Raw genomic sequence first — 26,348 nt, forward strand, 5'->3', positions numbered from 1 at the left:
CAGCACGCACCGGCACCGGTACAATTGATCTCTTTGCCGCAACGCTTGGAGTGCAATCTCCCGTGTCAGTTCTGCGCCTACCGCAAATGTCGGCCACGGCCGGCAAACAAACCTGGGGCAACTTGCCCGGTGCCGCCCTCAGCCTTGCCATTGCCGAAGCCGCCAGCAACGCTGGTCGCTTCACCCTTTTGCTGACGGCCGACAGCCAGGCCGCCGACCGTCTGGAGCAAGAGCTGCGTTTCTTCGCGCCGGACTTGCCAGTGCTGCCTTTCCCTGACTGGGAAACCCTGCCGTACGACCTGTTCTCGCCGCACCAGGACATCATTTCCCAGCGTATCGCCAGCCTCTACCAGTTGCCTGAACTGGACCACGGCATTCTCGTGGTGCCGATCACCACGGCCCTGCACCGCCTGGCGCCGACCCGCTTCCTGCTGGGCAGCAGCCTGGTGCTGGACATCGGCCAGAAAGTGGATGTCGAGCAGATGCGCACGCGCCTGGAAGCCACCGGCTACCGCTGCGTCGACACCGTCTACGAGCACGGCGAGTTCGCCGTGCGGGGTGCCTTGATCGACCTGTTCCCGATGGGCAGCAAACTGCCCTATCGCATCGACCTGTTCGACGATGAAATCGAAACCCTGCGCACCTTCGACCCGGAAACCCAGCGCTCGATCGACAAGGTGGACTCGATTCGCCTGCTGCCGGCCCGCGAGTTCCCGATGCAAAAGGACGAAGTGACCCGTTTCAAGGCCCGCTTCCGCGAGCGTTTCGACGTCGATTTTCGCCGCAGCGCGATCTTCCAGGACCTCACCAGCGGCATCATCCCCGCGGGTATCGAGTATTACCTGCCGCTGTTCTTCGAAGAAACCTCCACCCTTTTCGACTACCTGCCGGACGACACTCAAGTGTTCTCGCTGCCGGGTGTCGAGCAGGCCGCCGAACACTTCTGGAACGATGTCCGCGGCCGTTATGAAGAACGCCGTGGCGACCTGACCCGCCCGCTGCTGCCGCCAGCCGAACTGTTCCTGCCGGTCGAGGACTGCTTCGCCCGCCTCAAGCAGTGGCCGCGCGTCGTGGCAAGTACCGACGATGTAGAACCAGGCGCCGGCCGTGAGCGTTTCCCCGCCCGCGCCTTGCCCAACCTAGCCATCGAAGCCAAGGCCAACCAACCGCTGGCCGAACTGGCCAACTTCCTGGACCAGTTCCCTGGCCGGGTCCTGTTCACCGCTGAATCGGCAGGCCGCCGTGAAGTCCTGCTGGAACTGCTTGAGCGCCTGAAGCTGCGCCCGGAGACGGTCGAAAGCTGGGCCGAATTCATCACCGGCAGCGAGCGCCTGGCGATCACCATCGCCCCGCTCGATGACGGCCTGCTGCTGGACGACCCTGCCGTGGCGCTGATTGCCGAGAGCCCGCTGTTCGGCCAGCGCGTCATGCAGCGCCGGCGTCGCGAGAAACGCGGCGAGGCGGCCAACGATGCAGTCATCAAGAACCTCACCGAGCTGCGCGAAGGTGCGCCAGTGGTGCATATCGACCACGGCGTGGGTCGCTACCTGGGCCTGGCAACCCTGGAAATCGACGGCCAGGCCGCCGAATTCCTGACCCTGGAATACGCCGAGGGCGCCAAGCTCTATGTGCCGGTGGCCAACCTGCACCTGATCGCCCGTTACACCGGCAGCGATGATGCCCTGGCACCGTTGCACCGACTCGGCTCCGAAGCCTGGCAGAAAGCCAAGCGCAAAGCCGCCGAACAGGTGCGCGACGTGGCGGCCGAACTGCTCGACATCTATGCCCGCCGCGCCGCGCGCAAAGGCTATGCGTTCGCCGACCCGGCCGCCGACTACGCCACCTTCAGCGCCGGCTTCCCGTTCGAGGAAACCCCCGACCAGCAAGCCGCCATCGAAGCCGTACGCGCCGACATGCTGGCCGCCAAGCCCATGGATCGCCTGGTGTGCGGCGACGTCGGCTTCGGCAAGACCGAAGTGGCCATGCGCGCAGCCTTCATCGCGGTGCACAGTGGTCGCCAGGTGGCAGTGTTGGTGCCCACAACCCTGCTCGCCCAGCAGCACTACAACAGCTTCCGCGACCGCTTCGCCGACTGGCCGGTAACCGTGGAGGTCATGAGCCGCTTCAAGTCGGCCAAGGAAGTGGCGGCAGCGGCGGCTGATCTGGCCGAAGGCAAGATCGACATCCTGATCGGCACGCACAAACTGCTCCAGGACGATGTGCGCTTCAAGGACCTAGGCCTGGCCATCATCGATGAAGAACACCGCTTCGGCGTTCGCCAGAAAGAACAGCTCAAGGCCCTGCGTAGCGAGGTGGACATTCTCACCCTGACCGCCACGCCAATTCCGCGCACGTTGAACATGGCGGTGTCCGGCATGCGCGACCTGTCGATCATCGCCACCCCGCCGGCCCGCCGGTTGTCGGTGCGCACCTTCGTCATGGAGCAGAACAAGAGCACGGTGAAGGAGGCACTGCTGCGCGAGCTGCTGCGCGGCGGCCAGGTCTACTACCTGCACAACGATGTGAAAACCATCGAGAAATGCGCCGCCGACCTGGCCGAACTGGTGCCCGAGGCACGGATCGGCATCGGCCACGGGCAAATGCGCGAACGCGAACTCGAACAGGTGATGAGCGACTTCTACCACAAGCGCTTCAACGTGCTGATCGCCTCGACCATCATCGAGACCGGCATCGACGTGCCCAGCGCCAACACCATCGTCATCGAACGCGCCGACAAGTTCGGCCTGGCCCAGTTGCATCAGTTGCGCGGCCGGGTTGGTCGTAGTCACCACCAAGCCTATGCCTACCTGCTGACGCCACCACGCCAGCAGATCAGCGCCGATGCCGAGAAGCGCCTGGAAGCCATTGCCAATACCCAGGACCTGGGCGCCGGCTTCGTGCTGGCCACCAACGACCTGGAAATTCGCGGTGCCGGCGAACTGCTGGGCGAAGGTCAGAGCGGTCAGATCCAGGCAGTCGGCTTCACCCTGTACATGGAAATGCTCGAACGGGCGGTCAAGGCCATTCGCAAGGGCACCCAACCGAACCTGGAGCAGCCATTGGGCGGTGGTCCGGAGATCAACCTGCGCCTGCCGGCGTTGATACCCGAAGACTACCTGCCCGACGTACATGCCCGCCTGATCCTCTACAAGCGCATCGCTTCGGCCGCTGACGAGGAGGGTCTGAAGGACCTGCAAGTGGAAATGATCGACCGCTTCGGCCTGCTGCCGGAGCCGACCAAGAACCTCATGCGCCTGACTCAGCTCAAGCTGCATGCCGAGAAGCTGGGCATCAAGAAAGTCGATGCCGGCCCCAACGGCGGCAAACTCGAGTTCGAGGCCGAGACCCCTGTCGACCCACTGACCCTGATCAAGCTGATTCAAGGCCAGCCCAAACGCTATAAGTTCGAAGGCGCGACCCAGTTCCGCTTCCTGGTTCCGATGGAACGCCCCGACGAACGCTTCAACACCCTGGAGGCGCTGTTCGAGCGCCTGACACCACAGCCTGCTTAAGGAATATCCATGCGTGCCATCCGTTGCCTGACCTTGCTGCTGACGCTGTTCGCGCCGGCCGCCTTCGCCGAAGGCCTGTATCAGGTGGAAATGATTCTGGTGCGGCAGAACAACGTGCCCGCCTTCACCAGCCCGTTCGCCCCGGAAGACTGGAGCGCTGGCGCCCCGCGCCTGGAAAAGGACGACGAGCGTCGGGTCGCCCTGGACGATGAGGTGACCCGGCTCGAAGCCACCCCGAACTACACCGTGCTGTTGCACAAGGCGTGGCAACAGCAGGTGGGCAGCGAGCCCAGCCGCATCGCGCTGGGCACGGGCAAAGAGCAGTTCGGCCACTTCCCCATCGAAGGCAACCTGAGCATCACCGAAGGCCGCTTCATCACTGTCGAGGCCAACTTCTGGGTCAACCAGCTCGATGGCAACGGCAACGTGCTGCAGAGCGAACAATTCAAGCAGAGCAACAGCAATGTGAAAGGCGGCCAACTGACCTTCCTCGATGGCGGCCACCTGGCAGTGCTGCTGAAGGTCACGCCTCCGGGCACACCGAAGATGCCGGTCATGGACCCGGAGATGATGGAGCAGTGATGTGAACGCGGGTGACGCAGAAGAATTGCTCAGGGCCTATCCGCACTGGGTCGATCACTTCGATCCCGGCGCGCTGAGCCGCGGTCGCGCATATGCCGCGCAGGAGCGAACCCGCATTCTGTCGCAGGATGCCACGTCCATCGAGTCGACCTGCAAAGGCTCGTCAGGGCAAACGTACACCCAGATAATCAAGCTGTTCGCGCATGCCGGAGAGCTGCGTATTCTCGGCAGCTGCAGCTGTCCGGTGCGCCTGAACTGCAAGCACTGCGTCGCCGCCTTGCTGCTCGTACAGGACGGCGCCAGCGGTCTCGCCCCCTCCATGACCCGCGAACAAGCCGCACTCTCGCTGCCCCCTGATCTCAACCAGTGGGTGCAGGCACTGGAGACCCCCGCCAAACCGGTGAGTGCTCCGGCACCGGCGCGCAAGGGGCCGGCCATCTATTACCGGGTCTACAAAGACCGCGAACAATGCCGAATGGAAGTGCTCAAAGGCACCCGCCAGGCAGACGACACGCTCAAGCTGGCCCGAATCACGTCGCTGCCTGAACTGATCTACTATACCCCCCGCTACGTGACCGAGGACGACGGCCGCTTGTTGCGCCTGATCGATGCACGCACGCAGTCCGTGACGCCGGTGGTCGAGCTGGAAGGCAAGCAGGGCGCAGAGCTGTTCGGCTACGCCCTGGCGACTGGGCGCCTACTTTACGAGCAGGACCCATCGCCACTGCTTGGCGGCCCGAAGCTGCACGCTGAATTTCGCTGGGTAAGGCTGGAAAACGGCAGTTACCGGGGCGCCTGGTACCACGATGAGCACCTGCAACTTCAGGCAATTCCGATCGAGCCACTGTATTACGTGGACCGGCAGTCGCACCGCTGCGGCATACTCGACCACGACCTTGACCCCTTCATTGCCAGCCAGCTCGCCCGTGCACCCACGGTCCCCGAACACCTCGTCGTGCCCTTGAGCCATCGCCTGAATGCCCTGAACCGCCAGGTTCCAACACCCACCGCTGTCAGCAGCGAACAGATCGAAGATATTTCACCACGCGGTCGACTGACCCTCGGCAGCCTCGAATTCAGCGCCTACATGCCCAAGACCGGTCGCATGCAGCGCCAGATGCAACACCGCGCAGCCCTGTCGTTCGACTATGACGGCCTGCGCGCCAGCGGCAGCGACGAAAAGCCTCTGACTCGCCTGGTGGACGCCACCAGCCAACGCATCCGCCGCCAGCCCCAGGCTGAGCAAGCCCTGCGCAAGACCGTGCGGGACCTCGGTTTCAAGGCCGCCACCCGGCAGAGCAAAGCCCTGCCCGACAGTGCCGGCGAGATGCTGCAATTGCCGGACGACGAAGCCTGGCTGCGCTTTGCCCGCGATGGCCTGCCGCGCCTTCGCGAGGCGGGCTGGGAAATCGACATCCACCGCGATTTCGCCTTCAGCCTGCACGAGGTGGACGACTGGTACGCCACCATCGACGAAGCCCCAGGCCATGAGTGGTTCGACCTGGAGCTGGGGATCGTGGTCGATGGTCAGCGCCACAGCCTGTTGCCGATCGTGCTGCAACTGCTGCGCAGCAATCCTGAGCTGCTGCGCCCAGCCGAACTGGCCCGCCGCAGCGACGACGAGCACCTGCTGATCGACCTCAACCGAGGGCGGCTGGACAGCCCGGCGCTGCGCGTCGCCCTGCCCTACGGCAGGATCAAGGCCGTGATGGGCACCTTGGGTGAGCTGTACCTGCACGAGGACACCGCCGGCCCGGCACTGCGCCTGGACCGCGCCGACGCTGCACGCCTGAACGACATCGCCGATCTGCCACTGCACTGGGAAGGCGGCGAACACGTACGTGACCTGGGCCGGCGCCTGCGCGATGCCCGTGACCTGCAAGTCGCGCCGCCCCGCGAGCTCAACGCCACCTTGCGTCCTTATCAGCAGCAGGGCCTGAACTGGATGCAGGCCCTGCGCGATATGGGTACCGGCGGGATCCTGGGTGACGACATGGGCCTGGGCAAGACGCTACAGACCCTGGCCCACCTGCTGCTGGAAAAACAGTCCGGGCGCCTGACCTCCCCCGCCCTGGCGGTGATGCCGACCAGCCTGGTGCCCAACTGGCTCGACGAGGCCCAGCGCTTCGCCCCCAGCCTGCGGGTACTGGCCCTTCACGGCCCCGGACGCAGCAAGCACTTCGCCTCTCTGCATGAATACGACTTGGTATTGACCACTTACGCCCTGGTGCCGCGCGACCTGGAACACCTGCGCGGGCAACCTTGGGCGGTCCTGGTGCTCGACGAAGCACAGAACATCAAGAGCAGCACCAGCAAGGCCGCCCAGTCGGTGTGCGAGCTGCAAGCCAGCCAGCGCCTGTGCCTGACCGGTACGCCCATGGAAAACAACCTGGGCGAGCTATGGTCGCTATTCCACTTCTTGATGCCCGGCTGGCTGGGCGACCTCAAGCGTTTCAACCAGGACTACCGCACCCCGATCGAGCGTCAGGGCGACAGCGAGCGCATGACCCACCTGGCCAATCGTGTTCGCCCGTTCCTGCTGCGCCGGACCAAGGAGCAGGTAGCCACCGAGCTGCCCGCCAAGACCGAGATGGTCCACTGGGTCGAGCTCAGCGACGCCCAGCGCGACACCTATGAAGCCGTGCGGGTGGCGATGGACAAGAAGGTCCGCGAGGAAATCGCCCGCAGCGGCGCGGCGCGCAGCCAGATCGTGATCCTCGATGCCTTGCTCAAGCTGCGCCAGGTGTGCTGTGACTTGCGCCTGGTCAAAGGTGTGGAGGCCAAGGCCAACCAGGCCGACAAAGGCAAACTCGGCGCCTTGATGGAAATGCTCGAAGAACTGCTGAGCGAAGGCCGTCGTGTGCTGCTGTTCTCGCAGTTCACCTCGATGCTGGCGCTGATCGAGCAGGAGCTTGCGAAACGCGATATCCGCTACAGCCTGCTGACCGGCGATACCCGAGATCGCCGCGCTCCGGTCAAGCAGTTCCAGGACGGTGACAGCGACGTATTCCTGATCAGCCTGAAGGCCGGCGGTACAGGGCTTAACCTAACTGCCGCAGACACGGTGATTCACTATGACCCTTGGTGGAACCCCGCCAGCGAGAACCAGGCCACCGACCGCGCCTACCGCATTGGCCAGGACAAACCGGTGTTCGTATTCAAGCTGATCACCCGGGGTACCGTGGAAGAGAAGATCCAGCAACTGCAGCAGGAGAAGGCGGCGCTTGCGTCCGGCTTACTCGACGGCGGCCAGGCCGGGCAGTGGCGCCTGGGGGATGACGAGATCGAGGCGCTGTTCGCACCGTTGCCAGGCAAACGCGGGCGCTAAGCTTCTGGGGCCGCTACGCAGCCCCTTCGCGACACGAGGCCGCTCCCACAGCGATAGCGCAAACCGTGGGATGTCGCAAGCGACGCCTCAGTCGACCAGCTGTGCCTCTTTCAGTGCGCCGAGTGCCTCCAGCCAACGGGGCTGCTGGCGGTAATCGGTCCGGGCAAAGCCCTGCCCACGCATCCGCGCGATCCGTGGCGATGGCTTCACCCTGAGCCGCTGCGCCGCACACAACGCCAGTTCAGCCGACGCGCGGTCATTGCACACCAGACCCATGTCGCAACCGGCGCTCAGTGCCGCTTCGATGCGGTTGGCGGCATCCCCGACCACATGCGCGCCGGCCATGGACAGGTCGTCACTGAAGATCACACCCTGGAAGCCCAGCTCGCCGCGCAGGATGTCTTGCAACCAGCGGCGCGAGAAGCCGGCCGGCTGGTTATCCACCTGCGGGTAGATCACATGGGCAGGCATCACGGCGGCAAGCTGGCTGCCCAAGCGGGTGAATGGCAGCAAGTCAGCCTGGCGCAATTGCTCGAGGCTACGCTCGTCGGTGGGGATAGCCACATGGGAGTCGGCCTCGGCCCAGCCGTGCCCAGGGAAGTGCTTGCCACAGGCCGCCATGCCTGCGGCATTCATGCCACGGATGAAGGCACCAGCCAATTGCGTGGCGCGTTGCGGGTCACCTTCGAAGGCGCGGCTGCCGACCACTGCGCTGCGCTGGTGATCCAGGTCGAGCACCGGCGCGAAACTGAGGTCCAGGCCAACCGACAGGACCTCGGTGGCCATCAGCCACCCGCACTGTTCGGCCAGGTACTCGGCATTGGCGTTATCGGCAATCGCACGCATGGCCGGCAAGCGCACGAACCCCTGACGCAGGCGTTGAACGCGACCGCCCTCCTGATCGACCGCCAGGATCAGGTCGGGACGAATGGCGCGGATCGACGCACACAATTCACGCACCTGACGGGGGTTTTCGACATTGCGCGCAAAGATGATCAAGCCAGCCACTTCGGGCTGGCGCAGGAGATGTCGGTCCTCGGCGGTCAGCCATTTACCGGCAATATCCACCATCAGAGAGCCTTGCAGGCTGACGGTCATAAGGAATCCTTCATTGAAGACTGAGAGAAGCCCACTGGGGGCAGGCAGCCTCTTCGATACGCACCGGGCAATGGGCCGGCACTCGGTCGAACAGGTCAAACAAATCCGTGTTGCGCAGGCGTATGCAGCCATGTGACAACGGTACGCGCAAGGGTTCGATGTCCGGCGTCCCGTGCAGGTAAATGTAGCGACGAAACGTGTCGACACCGCCCCGGCGGTTGAAGCCAGGCTCGCATCCACTGAGCCACAAGATGCGGGTCAGGATCCAGTCACGCCCAGGACACTGCTCGTGCAGCGCTGGCGTCCAGACCTCACCGGTCCAGCGTCGCCCGCTCAACACCGCATTGAGCGGCAAACCCGCACCGATCTTCGCACGCACTTGATGCAGGCCACGCGGCGTACAGCCGGAGCCATTGCGCTCACCCGCGCCGTTACGTGCCGTGGAAACATCGAGACGAACCCGCAATTGCCCACGGACGAAGCCGTAGAGGCGCTGGTCGGTCAGGGAAATGTGCAGAAAGTCGAGGTCAGGCATGGGCGCTAGCTTAGCCGAAGCGCCCTGCCCCGCCCAGTGTTCAGGCCTTGGCGGTGGCGTTCTTGCTGCGTGGACGCAGCTGAGCGCTGGCCATGGCCTCGTCGGTGACGCCACTGTCGGCACGCATGCCGGCCGCCAGGAACGGCACCATCAGGCGCATGACTTGTTCGATCGAGGTATTGATGCCGAAATCGGTTTCGGCAATGGCCCGCAGTGCCTTGATACCCGACATGCTGAAGGCCGCGGCACCGAGCATGAAATGCACACGCCAGAATAGCTCCAGCGGCGGGATGCGCGGTGCAGCCTCGTTGACCAGCAGCATGTAGCGGCGGAACACCTTGCCATACATGTCCTCGAGGTAGCGGCGCAGGTGCCCCTGGCTCTGGCTGAAGGCCAGGCCCAGCAGGCGCATGAAGATAGAGAGGTCGTTGTTGCTGCGCGGCTGCACGGCAAGCGCCTGCTCCACCAGCATCTCCAGCAGTTCTTCGAGCGAGGGTTTCTGTTCAGGCCGGGCCTGGCGACGCTCCAGCTCGCGCTCGAGGCTGGCGCAGAACGGGCCCAGGAAGCGCGAGAACACCGCCTGGATCAGGGCCTTCTTGGAACCGAAGTGGTAGTTGACCGCGGCCAGGTTGACGCCAGCCTTGCTGGTGATCAGCCGCAGCGAGGTTTCGGCGAATCCCCTCTCTGCGAACAGCTGCTCGGCAGCATCGAGAATGCGTTCAACGGTTTCCGATTGGGCCATGACTACTCCGCCAGACAAACAGGTGTTTGAAACATACGTTTCAGGCCTGTTTATGTCAAGGCTCGCTGACCGTGCGGTCGCCATTAAAACACAGCTTCGCCCTACACGCTGCAGGCCACGCTGCCCGCCACGCCCAGCGCCTCATGCAGCACATTGCCAGCCTTTTCCGCGTGCACAACGCTTGCAGTGGGCCAGCCACTGTATATAATCCCAGTCACTGTATAAAAAGACAGAGCGCTCGCCATGTTGAAACTGACGTCACGCCAAGCCGAAATTCTGGCCTTCATCAAACGTTGCCTCGAAGACAACGGCTTCCCGCCGACGCGCGCGGAGATCGCTCAAGAGCTGGGCTTCAAGTCGCCCAACGCCGCCGAGGAACACCTCAAGGCCCTCGCCCGTAAAGGCGCGATCGAAATGACCCCTGGGGCCTCCCGCGGCATTCGTGTCCCTGGGTTCGAAGCCAAGGCAGAAGAAAACGGCCTGCCAATCATTGGCCGGGTCGCGGCCGGCGCACCGATTCTCGCCGAGCAGCATATCGAGCAATCCTGCAACATCAACCCGGCCTTCTTCCATCCACGCGCCGACTACCTGCTGCGCGTACATGGCATGAGCATGAAGGACATCGGCATTTTCGATGGCGACCTGCTCGCCGTCCATACCTGCCGTGAAGCCCGAAACGGCCAGATCGTCGTCGCCCGCATCGGTGACGAAGTAACGGTCAAGCGCTTCAAGCGTGAAGGCAGCAAAGTCTGGCTTATTGCCGAGAACCCCGAATTCGCCCCCATCGAAGTCGACCTGAAAGAACAGGAACTGGTTATCGAGGGCTTGAGTGTCGGCGTCATTCGCCGCTGATCCAGGAGGCGTCATGCAGCAGTCCATCCATGCACCACAGCAAGTTCAGCTCCCGCTGTTCGAGGCTTTCCTCGCCCAGCCGGTATTGCCTGGCTTGAAGGCACAAGAGCCGGCGCGCAAGCACAGCCAACCCGAGCTGTTTAGCGAACTGTCACTGCGCGGCGCAGTTGGACACTGCCAAAACCTGCTGGCGCCTGTGCTACGCGAACTGAGCGAAGAAGACGACGCCCGCTGGCTGACCCTGATCGCCCCACCCTCTAACCTGACACAAGCCTGGCTGCGGGATGCAGGCCTCAACCGCGAACGCATTCTGCTGCTGCACCCTCGCGGCAACCAGAGCCCGCTGCAACTGGCCTGTGAAGCCCTGCGCCTTGGCCTTAGCCATACCGTAGTGAGCTGGCTAGGGAACATCAACGCCAGCGCACGCCAGCAACTGGTGCGCGCAGCCAACGCCGGAAACGCACAAAGCCTGAACATCCGCCTCGGCTGATGTTCAGGCTTTGCCTGTTACCTCACACCACACTCTTCGTTTAGTGCAGTACGCGCGGTCCTTCGTCGCGTTCGAGTTCGCCATCCATGAGGCGACCTGCCATTTGCACGCCGACGCTCAGCATTGCCTTGGCGACTTCGACGTGCTGCCCCTGCAAGAACGCCTTGGCGTCCTCCGAGAAATCCAGGGTTACCAGAGAGCCTTCGTCCTCGGCACGACGCAGTTCGATCCGGCCATCAGGCAACTCGACAATTTCTAGAAAGGACGTTGACATATAGGGCTGTTCTCCTCGAAAGGCCAGCATTGTACCAGTCGAATCAGTGATCAGCACTCACTCAACGCGTCACGGAACCGTCTCACCAAGTCCTTAAGGTTGTTCCTCCAGCTTTCCAGGGTTGCTCTCGACAGCGCAGGTTGCTCGGGTTCGTCGAGATTGACAGCCTGGATCAGCGGTTGGGTGACGTCGGTTTTAGGGGTTTTCTTCGCGACCGGCGGTCGGAACAAATCGGCATAAGCACTGACCAGTTGCGCCAGCCAGGTTTCCCGCTGGCGCACCAGTTCGAGCATTTCAGCCACTTCAGGGATGGCGATGTCGTTCAGCGCATCGTCGGCGAGCGCCTGCTCGACCGAAGCCACTACCGGCAGCCGGTAGAAGCCGCCGATCTCGTGACACAGTCCCAGCAGCGCGCCATTGAGGTGAAACAACGCTGCCTCGCGTTCAGCCTGGACCAGGCCCTGGGCATTCATGGCCTGGCTCTGTTCGGCCTTGGCCATCGATTCGAGGGCGAGGCCGGCGAAGAACAGTTTCTGGTTGGTGCGGGTGTAGAGTTCCTGGGCCATTTCGAGTGCCCTCCCATAGGCTGCAAGGCATATTACTGCATCATAAATGATCAGGGCCGCAAAGCGGCCCCAATTACAGCACCGAGGAATCAGCGCTTGTCTTCGACTTTCCAGGTACTCCCGTCGTAAAACGCCTTCCAGCCGGTCGGCTTGCCATCGACCTCGGACTGCACGTATTGCTCCTTGGTCTTGCGGCTGTAGCGAATCACCGCTGGACGGCCTTCAGGGTCCTTCTGCGGCGCATCGCAGAGGAAGTGGTACTTAGGGTCGATCTCGTGCTTGTGTGGAACGATCTCCATCACCAGCGGGGCCCGGGTTTCGCGGTTCTTGGGGAACTGGCTGGCGGCCAGGAACAGCCCAGAAGCGCCGTCGCGCAGCACGTAGGTATCGTCGACCTTCTCGCACTTGAGCTCCGGCATGTCCACCTTATCCATTTTCGGTGGCGCCGCTTCGCCGCTCTTGAGCAGCTTGCGGGTGTTCTTGCACGAAGGATTGGTGCAACCGAAGAACTTGCCGAAACGGCCTGTCTTGAGCTGCATCTCGCTACCGCACTTGTCGCACTCCAGGCTCGGCCCTTCGTAGCCCTTGATCCGATAGTTGCCTTCCTCGATCTCGTAGCCCGCACAGTCCGGGTTGTTACCGCAGATATGCAGCTTGTGCTTTTCGTCCAGCAGGTAGGCATCCATCGCCGTCGCGCAGATCGGGCAACGGTGCTTGCCACGCAGCACGCGGGATTCCGACTCGCCCTCGTCGTCTGCAGCAATCTCGTCACCCGGCACCAGGTTCACGGTGGCCTTGCAGCGCTCTTTGGGCGGCAGGCTGTATCCCGAGCAACCCAGGAACACGCCGGTCGAAGCGGTACGGATCATCATCGGCCGCCCGCATTCCTTGCACGGAATGTTGGTCATGGTCGGCTGGTTGGCACGCATGCCGTTCTCTGCCGACTCGGCCGTCAGCAGTTTCTTGCTGAAGTCGCCGTAGAACTCGTCCAGCACGTTCTTCCAGTCACGCTCGCCCTGGGCCACGTCGTCGAGGTTCTCTTCCATGTCGGCGGTGAAGCCGTAATCCATCAGATTGGAGAAACTCTCGGAGAGGCGTTCGGTGACGATGTCACCCATCTTCTCGGAATAGAAGCGGCGGTTGTGCAGGGTCACATAGCCACGGTCCTGGATGGTGGAGATGATCGCCGCATAGGTGGACGGACGACCGATCCCACGTTTTTCCATTTCCTTGACCAGGCTGGCCTCGGTGAAGCGCGCCGGTGGCTTGGTGAAATGCTGGCTCGGGTCGAGTTGGATCAGCTTCAACGCCTCACCCTGGGCCATTTCCGGCAGCACATCGTCTTCGCCTGGCTTGCTCTGCTGTGGCAGCACACGGGTATAACCGTCGAACTTCAGGATACGGCCCTTGGCACGCAGCTCGAAGTCGCCAGCAGCGACCGTGACGCTGGTGGACAGGTATTGCGCCGGCGGCATCTGGCAGGCCAGGAACTGACGCCAGATCAGCTCGTACAAGCGCTCGGCATCGCGTTCCATGCCGCTGAGCTTGGTCGGATGGGTATTGACGTCAGAAGGACGAATCGCTTCGTGCGCTTCCTGAGCGCCCTCCTTGCTGCCGTACACCAGCGCAGCTTCCGGCAGGTACTGCTTGCCGAACTCACGCTCGATGTAGCTGCGCGCCATGTCCAGGGCGTCGGCCGACAGGTTGGTCGAGTCGGTACGCATGTAGGTGATGTAACCCGCTTCGTACAGACGCTGGGCCATCATCATGGTCTTCTTCACCCCGAAGCCCAGGCGATTGCTCGCAGCCTGCTGCAAGGTGGAGGTAATGAACGGTGCCGACGGCTTGCTACTGGTCGGCCGGTCTTCGCGCTTGACCACGCTGTAGCTGGAAGCCTTGAGCTTCTCCAGTGCGGCCATGGCCTGGGCTTCATTGAGCGGCTTGAAGGCTTCGCCGTTCTCGCGAGCCACTTCGAAGCGCACCTTGGCGTTCTTGGCGGTGCCCAGGTCAGCGTGGACTTCCCAGTATTCCTCGGGGATGAAAGCCCGGATTTCGCGCTCGCGCTCGACCACCAGCTTCACCGCCACCGACTGCACCCGTCCAGCGGACAGGCCGCGGGCGATCTTGGCCCACAGCAATGGCGAAACCATGTAGCCAACCACCCGGTCGAGGAAGCGCCGCGCCTGCTGGGCATTAACGCGGTCGATGTCGAGTTCGCCCGGCTGGGAGAAGGCATCCTGGATGGCCTTCTTGGTGATTTCGTTGAACACCACGCGCTTGTAGCGGCTGTCGTCCCCACCAATGGCTTCGCGCAGATGCCAGGCAATGGCCTCCCCTTCGCGATCCAAGTCGGTTGCGAGATAGATGGTGTCGGCATCCTTGGCCAGGCGGCGCAGTTCGTCGATCACCTTCTCCTTGCCAGGCAGGATCTCGTACTTGGCCTTCCAGCCGTGTTCTGGGTCGACGCCCATGCGTGCCACCAGCTGGCGCCGCGCCTTTTCCTTGGGCGACAGGGCCGGAGCCTCACCCGCAGTCTTGCCGCGCTTGGCGGCCGGCTCTTTGCTGGCGCTGGCCGAACCGCTGGTGGGGAGGTCTCGGATATGGCCGATACTCGACTTCACCACGTACTGGTTGCCCAGGTACTTGTTGATGGTCTTGGCCTTGGCCGGGGATTCCACAATGACCAGCGATTTGCCCATGGATCGGAGTATTCCTGAATCTGAAGATTAAAAACGCGTCAGGTGCCAGACGCGGCACCGCTATATATAGTGGCAAAAGAGTGAGGTCAAGCGCGGTCGATCACTCGCCTGGCCCGGCCAAGTGCCCGGACAGCCCCTCTTCGGCCTTGACCAAAGCAAAGCGTGGCACCTGCTCGCCGTCAACCTCGACTGATTCGAGGAACATCGAAAGTGGCCGTACCCACAGCCCGAATTCGCCGTACAGCGCCTGGTAGAACACCACCCATTCTTCGGTCTCGGAGTGCTGGGCAGCGGCGAAGACACGGTACTCAGGCCCTTTGTAATGACGATACACGCCTGGTTGTATCTGCATGTCACTCACCCTCTTGAAACAAAATCTGTAAAAAAACAAAAACCGGGGCACTGGGCCCCGGCTGCTGACTTGCAACGCGATCAGACGCGCTCGAAGACAGTGGTGATGCCTTGACCCAGGCCGACGCACATGGTGGCTACACCGAGGGTACCGCCATTCTGCTTCATGACGTTGAGCAGGGTGCCGGAAATTCGCGCCCCAGAGCAACCGAACGGGTGGCCCAAAGCGATGGCGCCGCCGTGCAGGTTAACCTTCTCATCCATCTTGTCGAGCACTTTCAAATCTTTCAGCACTGGCAGGGCCTGTGCGGCGAAGGCTTCGTTGAGCTCGATGAAGTCGATGTCGGCCATGGTCAGGCCAGCACGCTTGAGGGCTTTCTGGGTCGACGGCACCGGACCGTAGCCCATGATCGCTGGGTCGACACCGGCCACCGCCATGGAGCGGATGACCGCCAATGGCTGGATGCCCAGGTCCATGGCACGCTGGCCAGACATGACGATCATGCACGAGGCACCATCGGTGATCTGCGACGACGTACCGGCGGTGACGGTACCCCCTTTGGGGTTGAACGCCGGCTTGAGCGACGCCAGGCCTTCGAGGGTGGTTTCCGGGCGGATGGTCTCGTCGAAGTCGAAGACCTTCAGGAAGCCGTTCTCGTCATAGCCCTGCATCGGGATGATCTCATCCTTGAACTTGCCCTCGACCGTCGCCTTGTGGGCGAGCTGGTGCGAGCGCAGGCCAAACAGGTCCTGTTGCTCACGGCTGATGCCGTGCATCTTGCCGAGCATTTCAGCGGTCAGGCCCATCATGCCTGAAGCCTTGGCGGCATACAGCGACATGTGCGGGTTCGGGTCGACGCCGTGCATCATGCTGACGTGGCCCATGTGCTCGACGCCACCGACCACGAACACGTCACCGTTGCCGGTCATGATCGCCTGGGCGGCGGTGTGCAGTGCGCTCATCGACGAACCGCACAGCCGGCTGACGGTCTGGGCTGCGGAAGTGTGCGGGATCTGGGTCATCAGCGACGCCATGCGGGCGATGTTCCAGCCCTGCTCCAGGGTCTGGTTGACGCAGCCCCAGATCACGTCCTCGACTTCTTTCGGGTCGACCTTGTCATTACGCTCCAGCAGCTTGCTGATCAGGTGCGCAGACATGTCTTCGGCACGGGTGTTGCGGTGCATGCCACCCTTGGAGCGGCCCATCGGGGTGCGACCGAAGTCGACAATCACCACGTCTCTTGGATTGAGGCTCATATCAATACTCTCGCTCTACTCTTGCTCTCAGGCGCTGTGGGGCCGCTCAGTTGAAGAAGCGCTGGCCATTCTTGGCCATCTCGCGCAGCTTCGCGGTCGGGTGGTACAGCGGTCCGAGGTCGGCATATTGGTCAGCCAGGGCAACGAACTCGGCCACCCCGATCGAATCGATGTAACGCAGCGCACCACCACGGAAGGGAGGGAAGCCAATGCCATAGACCAGGCCCATGTCGGCTTCGGCGGCGGTTTCGACGATGCCATCTTCCAGGCAGCGCACGGTTTCGAGGCACAGCGGGATCATCATCCAGTTGATGATGTCTTCGTCGCTGACTTCACGCGCTTCGAACACGATCGGCTTGAGGACGTCGAGCACGCTGCTGTCGGCCACTTTCTTCGGTTTGCCGCGCTTGTCGGTTTCGTAGGCGTAGAAGCCCTTGCCGTTCTTCTGGCCGAGACGGTTGGCCTCGTAGAGCGCATCGACGGCCGAGCGACGGTCATCTTTCATGCGGTCCGGGAAGCCTTCGGCCATTACGTCACGGCCGTGGTGGCCGGTGTCGATGCCGACGACGTCCATCAGGTACGCCGGCCCCATGGGCCAGCCGAACTTCTCCATGACCTTGTCGATGCGCACGAAGTCGACACCGGCGCTGACCAGCTTGGCGAAGCCGCCGAAATACGGGAACAGCACGCGATTGACCAGGAAGCCGGGGCAGTCGTTGACCACGATCGGGTTCTTGCCCATCTTCTTGGCGTACGCCACGGTGGTGGCGACCGCTACATCGCTGGATTTCTCGCCACGAATCACTTCCACCAGCGGCATCATGTGCACCGGGTTGAAAAAGTGCATGCCGACGAAGTTCTCTGGACGCTTGAGGGCCTTGGCCAACAAGTTGATGGAGATGGTCGAGGTGTTGGAGGCGAGGATCGCATCTTCCTTCACCTGGCTTTCGACTTCGGCCAATACAGCCTGCTTGACCTTCGGGTTCTCGACAACGGCTTCGACCACGATGTCGACGTTGGCGAAGTCGCCGTAGGACAGCGTCGGACGAATGGCGTTGAGCGCCTCCGCCATTTTCGCCGGGGTCAGGCGGCCTTTCTCGACACGCTTGCCGAGCAGCTTGGAAGCCTCGTTCAGGCCCAGCTGGATGGCTTCCTCGCGAATATCCTTCATCAGGATCGGGGTACCTTTGACCGCCGACTGATAAGCGATACCACCCCCCATGATGCCGGCGCCGAGCACGGCAGCCTGCTTCACGTCGTGGGCGATTTCATCATGGGCCTTGGCCTTGCGCTTGAGCTCCTGATCGTTCAAGAACAGGCCGACCAGGCTTTCGGCGACCGAGGTACGGGCCAGCTTGGCGAAACCTGCGGCCTCGACTTCCAGCGCTTTGTCGCGGCCGAAGTTGGCGGCTTTCTGGATGGTCTTGATGGCTTCGACCGGAGCCGGATAGTTCGGGCCGGCCTGCCCGGCCACGAAGCCTTTGGCGGTTTCGAAGGCCATCATCTGCTCGATGGCATTGAGCTTGAGCTTCTCGAGCTTCGGTTGGCGCTTGGCCTTGTAGTCCAGCTCGCCGCTGATGGCGCGCTTGATCAGGTCCAGGGCCCCGGCCTGCAGCAGTTCAGGGGCGACCACGGCATCGACCGCACCGACTTTCAGCGCGTCATCGGCACGGTTTTCCTTGCCCGAGGCAATCCACTCGATGGCGTTGTCGGAGCCGATCAGGCGCGGCAGGCGCACGGTACCACCGAAGCCAGGATAGATACCCAGCTTGACCTCTGGCAGACCGATCTTGGCGCTGGAGGACATGATGCGGTAATCGGCCGCCAGGCACATTTCCAGGCCGCCACCCAGGGCGATGCCGTTGATGGCCGCGACCGTCGGTACTTCGAGGTCTTCGAAGGCATTGAAGATGCGGTTGGCTTCCAGGTTGCCGGCAACCAGTTCGGCCTCGGGCAGCTTGAAGTTCTCGACGAATTCGGTGATGTCGGCGCCGACGATGAACACGTCCTTGCCACTGCTGACGATCACGCCTTTCACCGAGGCGTCGGCCTTGATGGCGTCGACGGCCTGGCGCAGCTCGTCCAGGGTCAGGCGATTGAACTTGTTGACGGACTCACCCTTGAGGTCGAACTTCAGTTCGACGATGCCGCTTTCAAGAGCCTTAACCGTGATGGCTTTACCTTCGTAAATCATCAACTGATCTCCACGATATGGAAGCTGAACTGTACGCACCGAACGCTGGCGGCAGAGCTGGCCATGCTGCCCTTGCCCCAGGCACACCCGTTAGCGCGCGAGTCGGGGTTCTGAGTGAGCGTTGTGACATACAAACGCTCAATTCATACGCCCGTTTGATTTGGGTATGCACACATTCTCCGAAAAGATCGGCGTTGTCAAATGCTCGCGAAGACCATGAAAACGCGACTTTCCAGTCATTTTGCAACGGCAGGGTTCGATACATGATGACAGTGATCGCTGATCATTCATGTCAGCGATTGACCATTCAGGGGGGGCGAAGGTGTTGGCCTTGAGATGTTCGGTGAAGCGTAGATCGCGAGCAAGGCTCGCCCCCACGTCTGTTTCGGGCTAGTTATTCCTGTGGGTAGGAAATCGATGATCTGTAGGAGCGAGCCTTGCTCGCGATGCGCCGCGCGGGCTGCGGGCGATCGAACAGGCCCCGAATAATCATCGCCAGCCACCTACCGCGCCCCTGCGCACATCCCACAAAAAAATCCAGGCATTCTCTCAATAACCCTCTACACTGCCAGTGGCTCCAAGAAATTCCCGGCCTGCCTGGCCTTTTCTGCACTGCAGAAACGACAAAGCGGCAACCTGGCACCTACCCTCCTGGGGGCGTTGCCATGTTGCCGCTTTGTCGTTAACGCGTGATCAAGCGAGGGTTTCAAAGGCGTGAGCAATATCCTGCAACACAGATTTATCACCGCGCTCGCTCCAGTACAGCGCAATCATGCGTTTGTCAGCCTCGACCTTGTAGACGGTCCCAGGCAGACGCGCGAACACCTCGTTCAGGCGGGGTTCCTCGCACACTTCACGCCACTGGTTCCACCATACGCCGGGACTGACCTGCCAGTAGCACCAGCTATCTTCGTGCCCTTTGCGGCGGGCCCGATGGTACTGAGGACACGGACTAGGCGGCTCTTTTTCCAGCCAGTGCGGCCACTGCTGCGGCGCCAACTGCATGGCCAGCCCCATGCGCCGAGCCTCCAGGCGCAGACTCATCTGTTCTCCCTGCTTGCGTGAAAGACGCAGCCAGGAAAGCGGACTGAGAATCAGGGCAAGGATTGACACCACCAGCCATACCGTCATATCTAGATTCCATAAAGCGTTGCAAATGAGCGGGTTACTCAAGTTTCACGGAAGACCTGCCCCAAAGCGACCATACTTCCAATATCGCGATTGTCAGGAGTACAGCTCATGTCCTACGAACATCTTCTGGTTGCCGTCGACCTGACCGAAGAATGCGACCCGGTGATCAAGCGCGCCATGAAGCTCGCAGAGCCTACAGGCGCCAAGGTCTCTCTGGTGCATATCGTCGAGCCGATGGCCATGGCATTCGGCGGTGATGTGCCCATGGACCTGTCTCAGCTGCAGCAGCAGCAGTTCGACCAGGCCAAGGAGCGCATGGACCGACTGTTCAACAAGTACCCGGACATCAATCGTGGCGATTCGCACCTGACCTACGGCCAGCCGCGCCAGGAAATCCACCAGTTGGCCAAGGAACAACATTGCGACCTGATCGTGGTCGGCAGCCATGGCCGCCACGGGCTGGCATTGCTGCTGGGCTCTACCGCCAATGACGTGTTGCATGGCGCCCCTTGCGATGTCTTGGCGGTGCGGTTGCAGAAGAAGGAATGATCCAACCCGCACGGGCCCTATCGTCGGCGTGCCGGCGATAGGGCCCGTCGGATCAACCTTCCAGCTCGGCCCAGCGCTCTACCAAGGTATCCAGCTCAGCCTGCAGCTTCTCCAGCTTCGCCAGCACAGCCGAGGTTTCACCGATAGGGCGCTGGTAGAAGCCAGGTGCATTGACCTCTTCCTGAACCACCGCCATGCGCTGCTCCAGCTCGTCGATCTGCCCCGGCAACGCCTCCAGCTCGCGCTGCAACTTGTAGCTGAGCTTTTTCTTCGACGCATCAACGGCCGCGGCTGCAGGGGCCGGCGCCGCCTCGACGACAGGCTTTTCCACCACCGCGCTGTTGAGCTCCGACTTGCCGCCCTTGCTTTCGGTCACACCCAGCAACTTCGGCGAGCCACCCTGGCGAATCCAGTCTTCATAGCCACCGACGTACTCGCGGACCTTGCCCTCCCCCTCGAACACCAGAGTGCTGGTCACCACGTTGTCGAGGAAAGCCCGGTCGTGGCTGACCATCAGTACCGTGCCCTTGTAGTTGGACAGTACTTCCTCCAGCAGCTCCAGCGTCTCGACATCCAGGTCGTTGGTCGGCTCGTCGAGGACCAACAGGTTGGCAGGCTTGCTGAACAGCTTGGCCAGCAGCAGTCGCGCACGCTCGCCGCCGGACAGCGCCTTGACCGGGGTACGCGCGCGCTGCGGGCTGAACAGGAAGTCGCCCAGGTAGCTCAGCACATGGCGGCTCTGCCCGTCGATGTCGATGAAGTCCCGGCCTTCGGCCAGGTTGTCGATCACGGTCTTTTCCAGGTCGAGCTGGTGGCGCATCTGGTCGAAATAGGCCACTTCGAGCTTGGTACCACGCTCTACCTTGCCGGAGGTCGGCTCAAGATCGCCGAGCATCAGCTTCAGCAGCGTGGTCTTGCCTGTACCGTTGGCGCCCAACAGGCCAATACGGTCTTCGCGCTGCAGGACCATAGAGAAGTCCTTCACCAGCATCGGCCCCTCAGGGTGTGCGAAGCTGACATTCTCCAGCACCATGACCTGCTTGCCGGACTTCTCCGCCGCCTCGATCTGGATGTTGGCCTTGCCCTGACGCTCGCGGCGCTCACTACGTTCCACACGCAATGCCTTGAGCGCACGCACACGACCTTCGTTGCGAGTACGACGGGCCTTGATGCCCTGGCGAATCCATACCTCTTCCTGGGCCAGACGCTTGTCGAACAGCGCGTTGGCGGTTTCTTCCGCGGCCAGGGCCGCTTCTTTGTGCACCAGGAAGCTGGCGTAATCGCCATTCCAGTCAATCAGGCCGCCACGGTCGAGCTCGAGGATGCGCGTCGCCAGGTTCTGCAGGAACGAACGGTCGTGGGTAATGAACAACACGGCACCGTTGAAGCCGCTCAGGGCTTCTTCGAGCCAGGCGATGGCGCCGATGTCCAGGTGGTTGGTAGGCTCGTCCAGCAACAGCAGGTCGGGCTCGGACACCAACGCCTGGGCCAGCAGCACACGACGGCGCCAGCCGCCTGACAGCTCGGCCAGGGTCTTGTCGGCCGGCAATTGCAGGCGGCTCAGGGTGCTTTCCACCACCTGCTGCAGGCGCCAGCCATCGCGCGCCTCCAGTTCGTGCTGGACATGCATGAGTTTTTCCAGATCTTCATCACCCTGAATGTTCTGGCTCAGGTGATGATATTCGGCCAGCAACGCGCCCACGCCATCAAGGCCTTCGGCCACCACGTCGAACACGCTGCGCTCGTCGGCTACGGGCAGCTCCTGAGGCAGCTCACCAATCTTCAGGCCGGGGGCACGCCAGATTTCGCCGTCATCGCCCTTCTGCTCACCCTTTACCAGGCGCAGCATGCTCGACTTGCCGGTGCCGTTGCGGCCGATGATGCACACCCGCTCGCCACGGGCGATCTGCCAGGACACTTTGTCCAGCAGCGGCATGGCGCCGAATGCGAGGGACACATCGCTGAATTTGAGCAGGGTCATGTTCGTCTCCAGAAAGCGGGCGCGCATTCTACCTGACTTGGCCCCTTCCGGCATTAAGTTGGCCATCCTGCCAGGGCCTGGCGACATCCGGTCGAACTTTACGCCTTGATACAAGCACAGCGCTTTCACCCGTCGCGGGCAAACGGCTAAGCTAAGCAATAGATTCCAACAGTGCTGGCATCGCCGTCACTTTCCCATGGTTCAACTGCCCGGACGTATCATGCGCAGCCGCCTGTTACACATTGCATCCTGCCTGCTGCTCACCGCTGCCGCCACAGCGGTGCAGGCCACCGACCTCTCCCTGCAACGCCAGTACTACGACGAGGCCAAACGTGCCTTGGCCAAGGGCGACAAAGGCCCGTACCTGCGTTACGCCCAGGCCCTGCGTGACTACCCGCTGACGCCTTACCTGGCCTATGACGAGCTCACCGCTCGCCTGAAAAGCGCCAGCAATGAAGAAATCGAGGGGTTCCTGGCCAAGCATGGCGACCTGCCACAAGCCAACTGGATGAAACTGCGCTGGCTGCGTTGGCTAGCCGAACGTGGCGAATGGAATACCTTCGCCAAGTACTACGACCCCAAGCTCAATTTCACTGAACTGGACTGCCTCAACGGTCAGTACCAACTGAGCCATGGCATGCGTGCCGAAGGTTTCGCCAGCGCCGAAAAACTGTGGAATGTCGGCAAGTCGCAACCTGCGGCCTGCGACACCCTGTTCGGCATGTGGGCAGCCGAAGGCCAGCTGACCGAGGCCAAGCGCTGGAATCGCACCAAGCTTGCCGCCCAAGCCCGCAACTATGGGCTGGCCAACAACCTGGTCAAGACCCTGACCACCCTCGCCCCGCAGGGCCGCCTGCTGGTCGACGTGGCACAGAAACCCGAACTGCTGAACCAACCTTCGCGCTTCACCCCGGTCAACGAAGCCATGTCCGACGTGGTCAGCCTCGGCTTGCGCCGCCTCGCCAGGCAGGACCCAGAGCGCGCCATGGCGCTGCTCGACGATTACGCCCAGCGCATGCATTTCTCCCGCGACGAAAAAGTCGCCATCGCCCGCGAAATCGGCCTGACCCTGGCCCGTCGCTATGATCCGCGCGCCCTGGACCTGATGACCCGTTTCGACCCGGAACTGCGCGACAACACCGTCAGTGAATGGCGCCTGCGTCTGCTGTTGCGTCTGGGCCGCTGGGAAGATGCCTACGAGCTGACCAAGCGCCTGCCCCAGGACCTGGCCAGCAGCAGCCGCTGGAAGTACTGGCAAGCCCGCACGCTGGAACTGGCCCAGCCGAACAACCCGCAGATCCCCTTGCTTTACAAGAATGTGGCACGCGAGCGGGATTTCTATGGTTTCCTCGCCGCCGACCGCGCTCAAACGCCCTACCAGCTGAACAACCGCCCCCTGGTGCTGAGCCCGCAACTGGTCAACAAGGTGCGTAATACGCCCGGGATCAAACGCGCCCTGGAATTCCACGCCCGCGGCCAGATCGTCGAAGGGCGCCGCGAGTGGTACCACGTCAGCCGCCACTTCACACGTGACGAGATGGTGGCCCAGGCGCGCCTGGCCTATGACTTGCGCTGGTATTTCCCGGCCATTCGCACCATCAGCCAGGCTCAATACTGGGACGACCTGGACGTCCGTTTCCCCATGGCCCACCGCGACACCCTGGTGCGCGAGGCCAAGGTACGCGGCCTGCATTCGAGCTGGGTGTTCGCCATAACCCGCCAGGAAAGCGCCTTCATGGAAGATGCCCGCTCCAGCGTGGGTGCCAGTGGCCTGATGCAGCTGATGCCGGCAACGGCCAAGGAAACCGCACGCAAGTTCAGCATCCCACTGGCGTCGCCGTCGCAAGTGTTCAACCCGGACAAGAACATCCAGCTGGGCGCAGCCTACCTGAGCCAGGTACACAGCCAGTTCAACGGCAACCGGGTGTTGGCCTCGGCGGCCTACAACGCCGGGCCCGGACGGGTACGGCAGTGGCTCAAGGGCGCCAAGCACCTGAGCTTCGATGTGTGGGTGGAATCGATCCCGTTCGATGAAACTCGCCAGTACGTGCAGAACGTGCTGTCGTATTCGGTGATCTACGGACAGAAGCTCAATTCGCCGCAACCGCTGGTGGATTGGCATGAGCGGTACTTCGACGATATGTAAGCCATGCTCCCCCTGTCGGTTGTCAGGGGGTACACGGCCAGGCTCCCTGCAAGAGCCGGCTTGCCGGCGATGAGGCCGGCAAGCACTCCCGCTATTCCACCACCTCGACCCTCATCCCCACTTCAAGCACCCCTCGGCCATCCACCGCCAGGTTCTGCCCGAACAACACATCCCCTTCCTTTTCACGGAATGTCTTGAGCGTGGTCAACGGCTCACGGTCCGGGCTGCGCTCTCCGGTCACTGGGTCGAGCGTGGTGAAGATGCAGCGCACGCTGGGCTTGAGCAGGCGAAACTCCAACTCGCCGATGCGAATGCGCTTCCAGTTATCCTCGGCGAACGGCTCACTGCCCTGCACCACCAGATTCGGTCGGAAGCGGAGCATTTCCATGGGCCGGCCAATGCGCCGGTTGAGTTCATCCAACGACCCTTGGCCAATCAGCAGGAATGGAAAGCCATCCGGGAACGCCGCCCGGTCGCTGTTCAAGCCATAACCGCTGGGCAGGTAGCGAGCACGCTGTGGCGGGCAATACACCAGACGTACAGGCTTTGCGAGCATCTGCGACAACCAGGCAGCCGCCTCGTCGCCCGCATCGGGCACCCGCAAGGTATCGCGCCAGATCGTCACCCCGCGCAAATCATCGTCAGCCTCCGGCATCTTCACCTGCAGCGACGGCTGCCCTGGGGTTTCCAAGAGCAGCCCCGTTTCAACATGGCTTGCCTTGAGCTGGCTCAGTTGCGGCCAGGCGCGCTGGGTCAAAAAGCGGCCGTTTTCCTCCTCAACCACCATCCAGCGACGATCACCGAGCACACCCAGGTGATCCACCGGCGAAGCCTGCAAGCGTTGCGCCTGCCCCGACTTCACCGGATATCGATACAACTCACTCAGAAACATCCTTGCCAGCCTCGCACTCTCCGAAAACGCCTAGCTTATACCCGGCGCACGGTCAGCGCAGGTATCAGGCGCTGGCGGTATCCAGCAACAGACGCTGCTTCACCACATCGACCAGACGATCAGGCTGGAACTTGGAGAGGAAATTGTCGCAACCGACCTTCTTGACCATGGACTCGTTGAAGCTGCCCGACAGCGACGTGTGCAGCACCACATAGAGCTTGCGCAGGCGCGCATCGCCGCGAATCTCGGTGGTCAGCCGGTAACCATCCATTTCCGGCATCTCGGCGTCAGTGAACACCATCAGCAATTTCTCGCAGACATCTTCGCCAGCATCGGCCCACCCCTTGAGCATGCGCAGTGCTTTGAGGCCGTCGCTGGCCACATGCAGCTTGACGCCAAGCTGGGACAGGGTGTCGCGCAACTGCGCCAGGGCTACGCTGGAGTCATCCACCAGCAACACTTCTCGCCCGCGAGCACGCGACAGCACCGGGTCGGCGAGCTTGTCGCCGGAAACCCTGGCGTTGTAGGGAACGATCTCGGCCAGGACCTTTTCCACGTCGATCACTTCCACCAACTTGTCATCGACCTTGGTAATGGCGGTCAGGTAATGCTGACGGCCAGCGCTGGAAGGCGGCGGCATGATGGCTTCCCAGTTCATGTTGACGATGCGATCGACTCCGCCCACCAGGAAGGCTTGCACCGAGCGATTGTACTCGGTGACGATGATGGTGCTGTCCGGGCCCGGCTGCAGCGGGCGCATGCCGATCGCCTGGGACAGGTCGATCACTGGCAGGGTCTGCCCGCGCAGGTTCACCACGCCGCAGACGAATGCATGACGCTGCGGCATCAAGGTCAGCTTGGGCAGCTGCAGCACTTCCTGCACCTTGAACACGTTGATCGCGAACAGCTGGCGACCTGCCAGGCGGAACATCAGAATTTCCAGGCGGTTTTCACCCACCAATTGCGTTCGTTGGTCTACCGTGTCGAGAATGCCAGCCATTGGAAAAGCCCCCAGGCTCGTGTGGGAAAAGTGAGTTGATCCATCCTGTATCGGCATTTTTATGCGCAGCTTGACCCCCGCAGGAAAAAGCCTTGCCAGCGATTGATATCACTTTACCATCATGCTTTACTGCGATCATCGCAACCCCACCTTCTTCGTCGCCACCCCT

The 26,348-nt window shown here is 62.2% G+C and carries 20 protein-coding genes; 7 read left to right on the forward strand and 13 right to left on the reverse strand.

The window, feature by feature from the left end:
• Positions 1 to 62: 62 nt before the first annotated feature.
• From mfd to C4Q26_RS03555, 3 genes are read left to right on the forward strand one after another with little or no spacing between them, the layout of a single operon-like run.
• The gene (gene mfd, locus C4Q26_RS03545) at positions 63 to 3,512 is read left to right on the forward strand and encodes a transcription-repair coupling factor (protein ID WP_104881991.1); all 3,450 of its coding nucleotides are present in this window, start codon (positions 63 to 65) and stop codon (positions 3,510 to 3,512) included.
• Positions 3,513 to 3,521: 9 nt separating this feature from the next.
• Positions 3,522 to 4,094, forward strand: coding sequence for a peptidoglycan binding protein CsiV (locus C4Q26_RS03550; RefSeq protein WP_023379583.1), 573 nt, complete (start codon positions 3,522 to 3,524; stop codon positions 4,092 to 4,094).
• Between the two features lies 1 nt (position 4,095).
• Positions 4,096 to 7,422: a DEAD/DEAH box helicase gene (locus tag C4Q26_RS03555; RefSeq protein ID WP_104882782.1), complete on the forward strand. Its 3,327-nt coding sequence runs from the start codon at positions 4,096 to 4,098 to the stop codon at positions 7,420 to 7,422.
• Between the two features lie 87 nt (positions 7,423 to 7,509).
• Here C4Q26_RS03555 and nagZ read toward each other — a convergent pair whose 3' ends face one another.
• Genes nagZ through C4Q26_RS03570 form a run of 3 tightly spaced genes read right to left on the reverse strand, consistent with a single transcriptional unit; the run spans position 7,510 to position 9,797 of the window.
• Positions 7,510 to 8,508, reverse strand: a complete 999-nt coding sequence (gene nagZ, locus C4Q26_RS03560) for a beta-N-acetylhexosaminidase (RefSeq protein ID WP_177429855.1) — start codon at positions 8,506 to 8,508, stop codon at positions 7,510 to 7,512.
• A gap of 22 nt (positions 8,509 to 8,530) precedes the next feature.
• A complete protein-coding gene (locus C4Q26_RS03565; RefSeq protein WP_104882783.1) occupies positions 8,531 to 9,055 on the reverse strand; it encodes a L,D-transpeptidase in 525 nt (174 codons plus the stop codon).
• A gap of 40 nt (positions 9,056 to 9,095) precedes the next feature.
• Positions 9,096 to 9,797, reverse strand: a complete 702-nt coding sequence (locus C4Q26_RS03570) for a TetR/AcrR family transcriptional regulator (RefSeq protein ID WP_023379579.1) — start codon at positions 9,795 to 9,797, stop codon at positions 9,096 to 9,098.
• Between the two features lie 243 nt (positions 9,798 to 10,040).
• Here C4Q26_RS03570 and lexA point away from each other — a divergent pair, with 243 nt between their 5' ends.
• Complete coding sequence (lexA, locus tag C4Q26_RS03575) at positions 10,041 to 10,649, forward strand: transcriptional repressor LexA (RefSeq protein ID WP_023379578.1); 609 nt, start codon at positions 10,041 to 10,043, stop codon at positions 10,647 to 10,649.
• 13 nt (positions 10,650 to 10,662) lie between these two features.
• Positions 10,663 to 11,139: an SOS-induced cell division inhibitor SulA gene (gene sulA / locus C4Q26_RS03580; protein WP_023379577.1), complete on the forward strand. Its 477-nt coding sequence runs from the start codon at positions 10,663 to 10,665 to the stop codon at positions 11,137 to 11,139.
• A 40-nt stretch (positions 11,140 to 11,179) separates the two neighbouring features.
• Here sulA and C4Q26_RS03585 read toward each other — a convergent pair whose 3' ends face one another.
• The 7 genes from C4Q26_RS03585 to C4Q26_RS03615 form a co-directional block, all read right to left on the reverse strand.
• Positions 11,180 to 11,413 (reverse strand): hypothetical protein, encoded by a 234-nt coding sequence (locus tag C4Q26_RS03585; protein WP_004376430.1) that lies wholly within the window; start codon positions 11,411 to 11,413, stop codon positions 11,180 to 11,182.
• Between the two features lie 50 nt (positions 11,414 to 11,463).
• Entirely contained in the window at positions 11,464 to 11,979 is a 516-nt protein-coding gene (locus C4Q26_RS03590; RefSeq protein WP_023379576.1) for a DUF6586 family protein, read from the reverse strand.
• Between the two features lie 89 nt (positions 11,980 to 12,068).
• A complete protein-coding gene (gene topA / locus C4Q26_RS03595; RefSeq protein ID WP_027906767.1) occupies positions 12,069 to 14,678 on the reverse strand; it encodes a type I DNA topoisomerase in 2,610 nt (869 codons plus the stop codon).
• Positions 14,679 to 14,778: 100 nt separating this feature from the next.
• Complete coding sequence (locus C4Q26_RS03600) at positions 14,779 to 15,030, reverse strand: DUF1653 domain-containing protein (protein WP_023379574.1); 252 nt, start codon at positions 15,028 to 15,030, stop codon at positions 14,779 to 14,781.
• Between the two features lie 80 nt (positions 15,031 to 15,110).
• Positions 15,111 to 16,286 carry an acetyl-CoA C-acyltransferase FadA gene (gene fadA, locus C4Q26_RS03605; protein ID WP_023379573.1) on the reverse strand — a complete coding sequence of 392 codons (1,176 nt, stop codon included), beginning with the start codon at positions 16,284 to 16,286 and terminating at the stop codon, positions 15,111 to 15,113.
• A gap of 46 nt (positions 16,287 to 16,332) precedes the next feature.
• Positions 16,333 to 18,480: a fatty acid oxidation complex subunit alpha FadB gene (fadB, locus tag C4Q26_RS03610; protein ID WP_023379572.1), complete on the reverse strand. Its 2,148-nt coding sequence runs from the start codon at positions 18,478 to 18,480 to the stop codon at positions 16,333 to 16,335.
• Between the two features lie 693 nt (positions 18,481 to 19,173).
• Positions 19,174 to 19,611: a hypothetical protein gene (locus C4Q26_RS03615; protein ID WP_023379571.1), complete on the reverse strand. Its 438-nt coding sequence runs from the start codon at positions 19,609 to 19,611 to the stop codon at positions 19,174 to 19,176.
• Positions 19,612 to 19,719: 108 nt separating this feature from the next.
• Here C4Q26_RS03615 and C4Q26_RS03620 point away from each other — a divergent pair, with 108 nt between their 5' ends.
• Positions 19,720 to 20,160, forward strand: coding sequence for a universal stress protein (locus tag C4Q26_RS03620; protein ID WP_023379570.1), 441 nt, complete (start codon positions 19,720 to 19,722; stop codon positions 20,158 to 20,160).
• Between the two features lie 52 nt (positions 20,161 to 20,212).
• On the opposite strand, the gene C4Q26_RS03625 is transcribed toward C4Q26_RS03620, so the two are convergent.
• Positions 20,213 to 22,141, reverse strand: a complete 1,929-nt coding sequence (locus C4Q26_RS03625) for an ATP-binding cassette domain-containing protein (protein WP_023379569.1) — start codon at positions 22,139 to 22,141, stop codon at positions 20,213 to 20,215.
• Between the two features lie 220 nt (positions 22,142 to 22,361).
• On the opposite strand from C4Q26_RS03625, the gene C4Q26_RS03630 reads away from it, so the two are divergent.
• Positions 22,362 to 24,287 (forward strand): transglycosylase SLT domain-containing protein, encoded by a 1,926-nt coding sequence (locus C4Q26_RS03630; RefSeq protein ID WP_023379568.1) that lies wholly within the window; start codon positions 22,362 to 22,364, stop codon positions 24,285 to 24,287.
• 91 nt (positions 24,288 to 24,378) lie between these two features.
• On the opposite strand, the gene C4Q26_RS03635 is transcribed toward C4Q26_RS03630, so the two are convergent.
• Positions 24,379 to 25,179 (reverse strand): MOSC domain-containing protein, encoded by an 801-nt coding sequence (locus C4Q26_RS03635; RefSeq protein ID WP_023379567.1) that lies wholly within the window; start codon positions 25,177 to 25,179, stop codon positions 24,379 to 24,381.
• Between the two features lie 64 nt (positions 25,180 to 25,243).
• Entirely contained in the window at positions 25,244 to 26,179 is a 936-nt protein-coding gene (locus tag C4Q26_RS03640) for a chemotaxis protein CheV (protein WP_023379566.1), read from the reverse strand.
• Between the last annotated feature and the right edge of the window lie 169 nt (positions 26,180 to 26,348).

The sequence above is a fragment of the Pseudomonas sp. SWI44 genome (genome assembly GCF_002947915.1).
In the GTDB taxonomy this organism is placed as follows: domain Bacteria; phylum Pseudomonadota; class Gammaproteobacteria; order Pseudomonadales; family Pseudomonadaceae; genus Aquipseudomonas; species Aquipseudomonas taiwanensis.

Coding starts and splice junctions, on each gene's coding strand:
- C4Q26_RS03625 (WP_023379569.1), bottom strand. CDS start 22,141: ATGACCCTGCTCAAATTCAGCGATGTGTCCCTCGCATTCGGCGCCATG.
- C4Q26_RS03615 (WP_023379571.1), bottom strand. CDS start 19,611: ATGACGGTATGGCTGGTGGTGTCAATCCTTGCCCTGATTCTCAGTCCG.
- fadA (WP_023379573.1), bottom strand. CDS start 16,286: ATGAGCCTCAATCCAAGAGACGTGGTGATTGTCGACTTCGGTCGCACC.
- fadB (WP_023379572.1), bottom strand. CDS start 18,480: ATGATTTACGAAGGTAAAGCCATCACGGTTAAGGCTCTTGAAAGCGGC.
- C4Q26_RS03600 (WP_023379574.1), bottom strand. CDS start 15,030: ATGCAGATACAACCAGGCGTGTATCGTCATTACAAAGGGCCTGAGTAC.
- C4Q26_RS03635 (WP_023379567.1), bottom strand. CDS start 25,179: ATGTTTCTGAGTGAGTTGTATCGATATCCGGTGAAGTCGGGGCAGGCG.
- lexA (WP_023379578.1), top strand. CDS start 10,041: ATGTTGAAACTGACGTCACGCCAAGCCGAAATTCTGGCCTTCATCAAA.
- C4Q26_RS03630 (WP_023379568.1), top strand. CDS start 22,362: ATGCGCAGCCGCCTGTTACACATTGCATCCTGCCTGCTGCTCACCGCT.
- topA (WP_027906767.1), bottom strand. CDS start 14,678: ATGGGCAAATCGCTGGTCATTGTGGAATCCCCGGCCAAGGCCAAGACC.
- C4Q26_RS03590 (WP_023379576.1), bottom strand. CDS start 11,979: ATGGCCCAGGAACTCTACACCCGCACCAACCAGAAACTGTTCTTCGCC.
- sulA (WP_023379577.1), top strand. CDS start 10,663: ATGCAGCAGTCCATCCATGCACCACAGCAAGTTCAGCTCCCGCTGTTC.
- C4Q26_RS03585 (WP_004376430.1), bottom strand. CDS start 11,413: ATGTCAACGTCCTTTCTAGAAATTGTCGAGTTGCCTGATGGCCGGATC.
- C4Q26_RS03565 (WP_104882783.1), bottom strand. CDS start 9,055: ATGCCTGACCTCGACTTTCTGCACATTTCCCTGACCGACCAGCGCCTC.
- C4Q26_RS03550 (WP_023379583.1), top strand. CDS start 3,522: ATGCGTGCCATCCGTTGCCTGACCTTGCTGCTGACGCTGTTCGCGCCG.
- C4Q26_RS03620 (WP_023379570.1), top strand. CDS start 19,720: ATGTCCTACGAACATCTTCTGGTTGCCGTCGACCTGACCGAAGAATGC.
- C4Q26_RS03640 (WP_023379566.1), bottom strand. CDS start 26,179: ATGGCTGGCATTCTCGACACGGTAGACCAACGAACGCAATTGGTGGGT.
- C4Q26_RS03570 (WP_023379579.1), bottom strand. CDS start 9,797: ATGGCCCAATCGGAAACCGTTGAACGCATTCTCGATGCTGCCGAGCAG.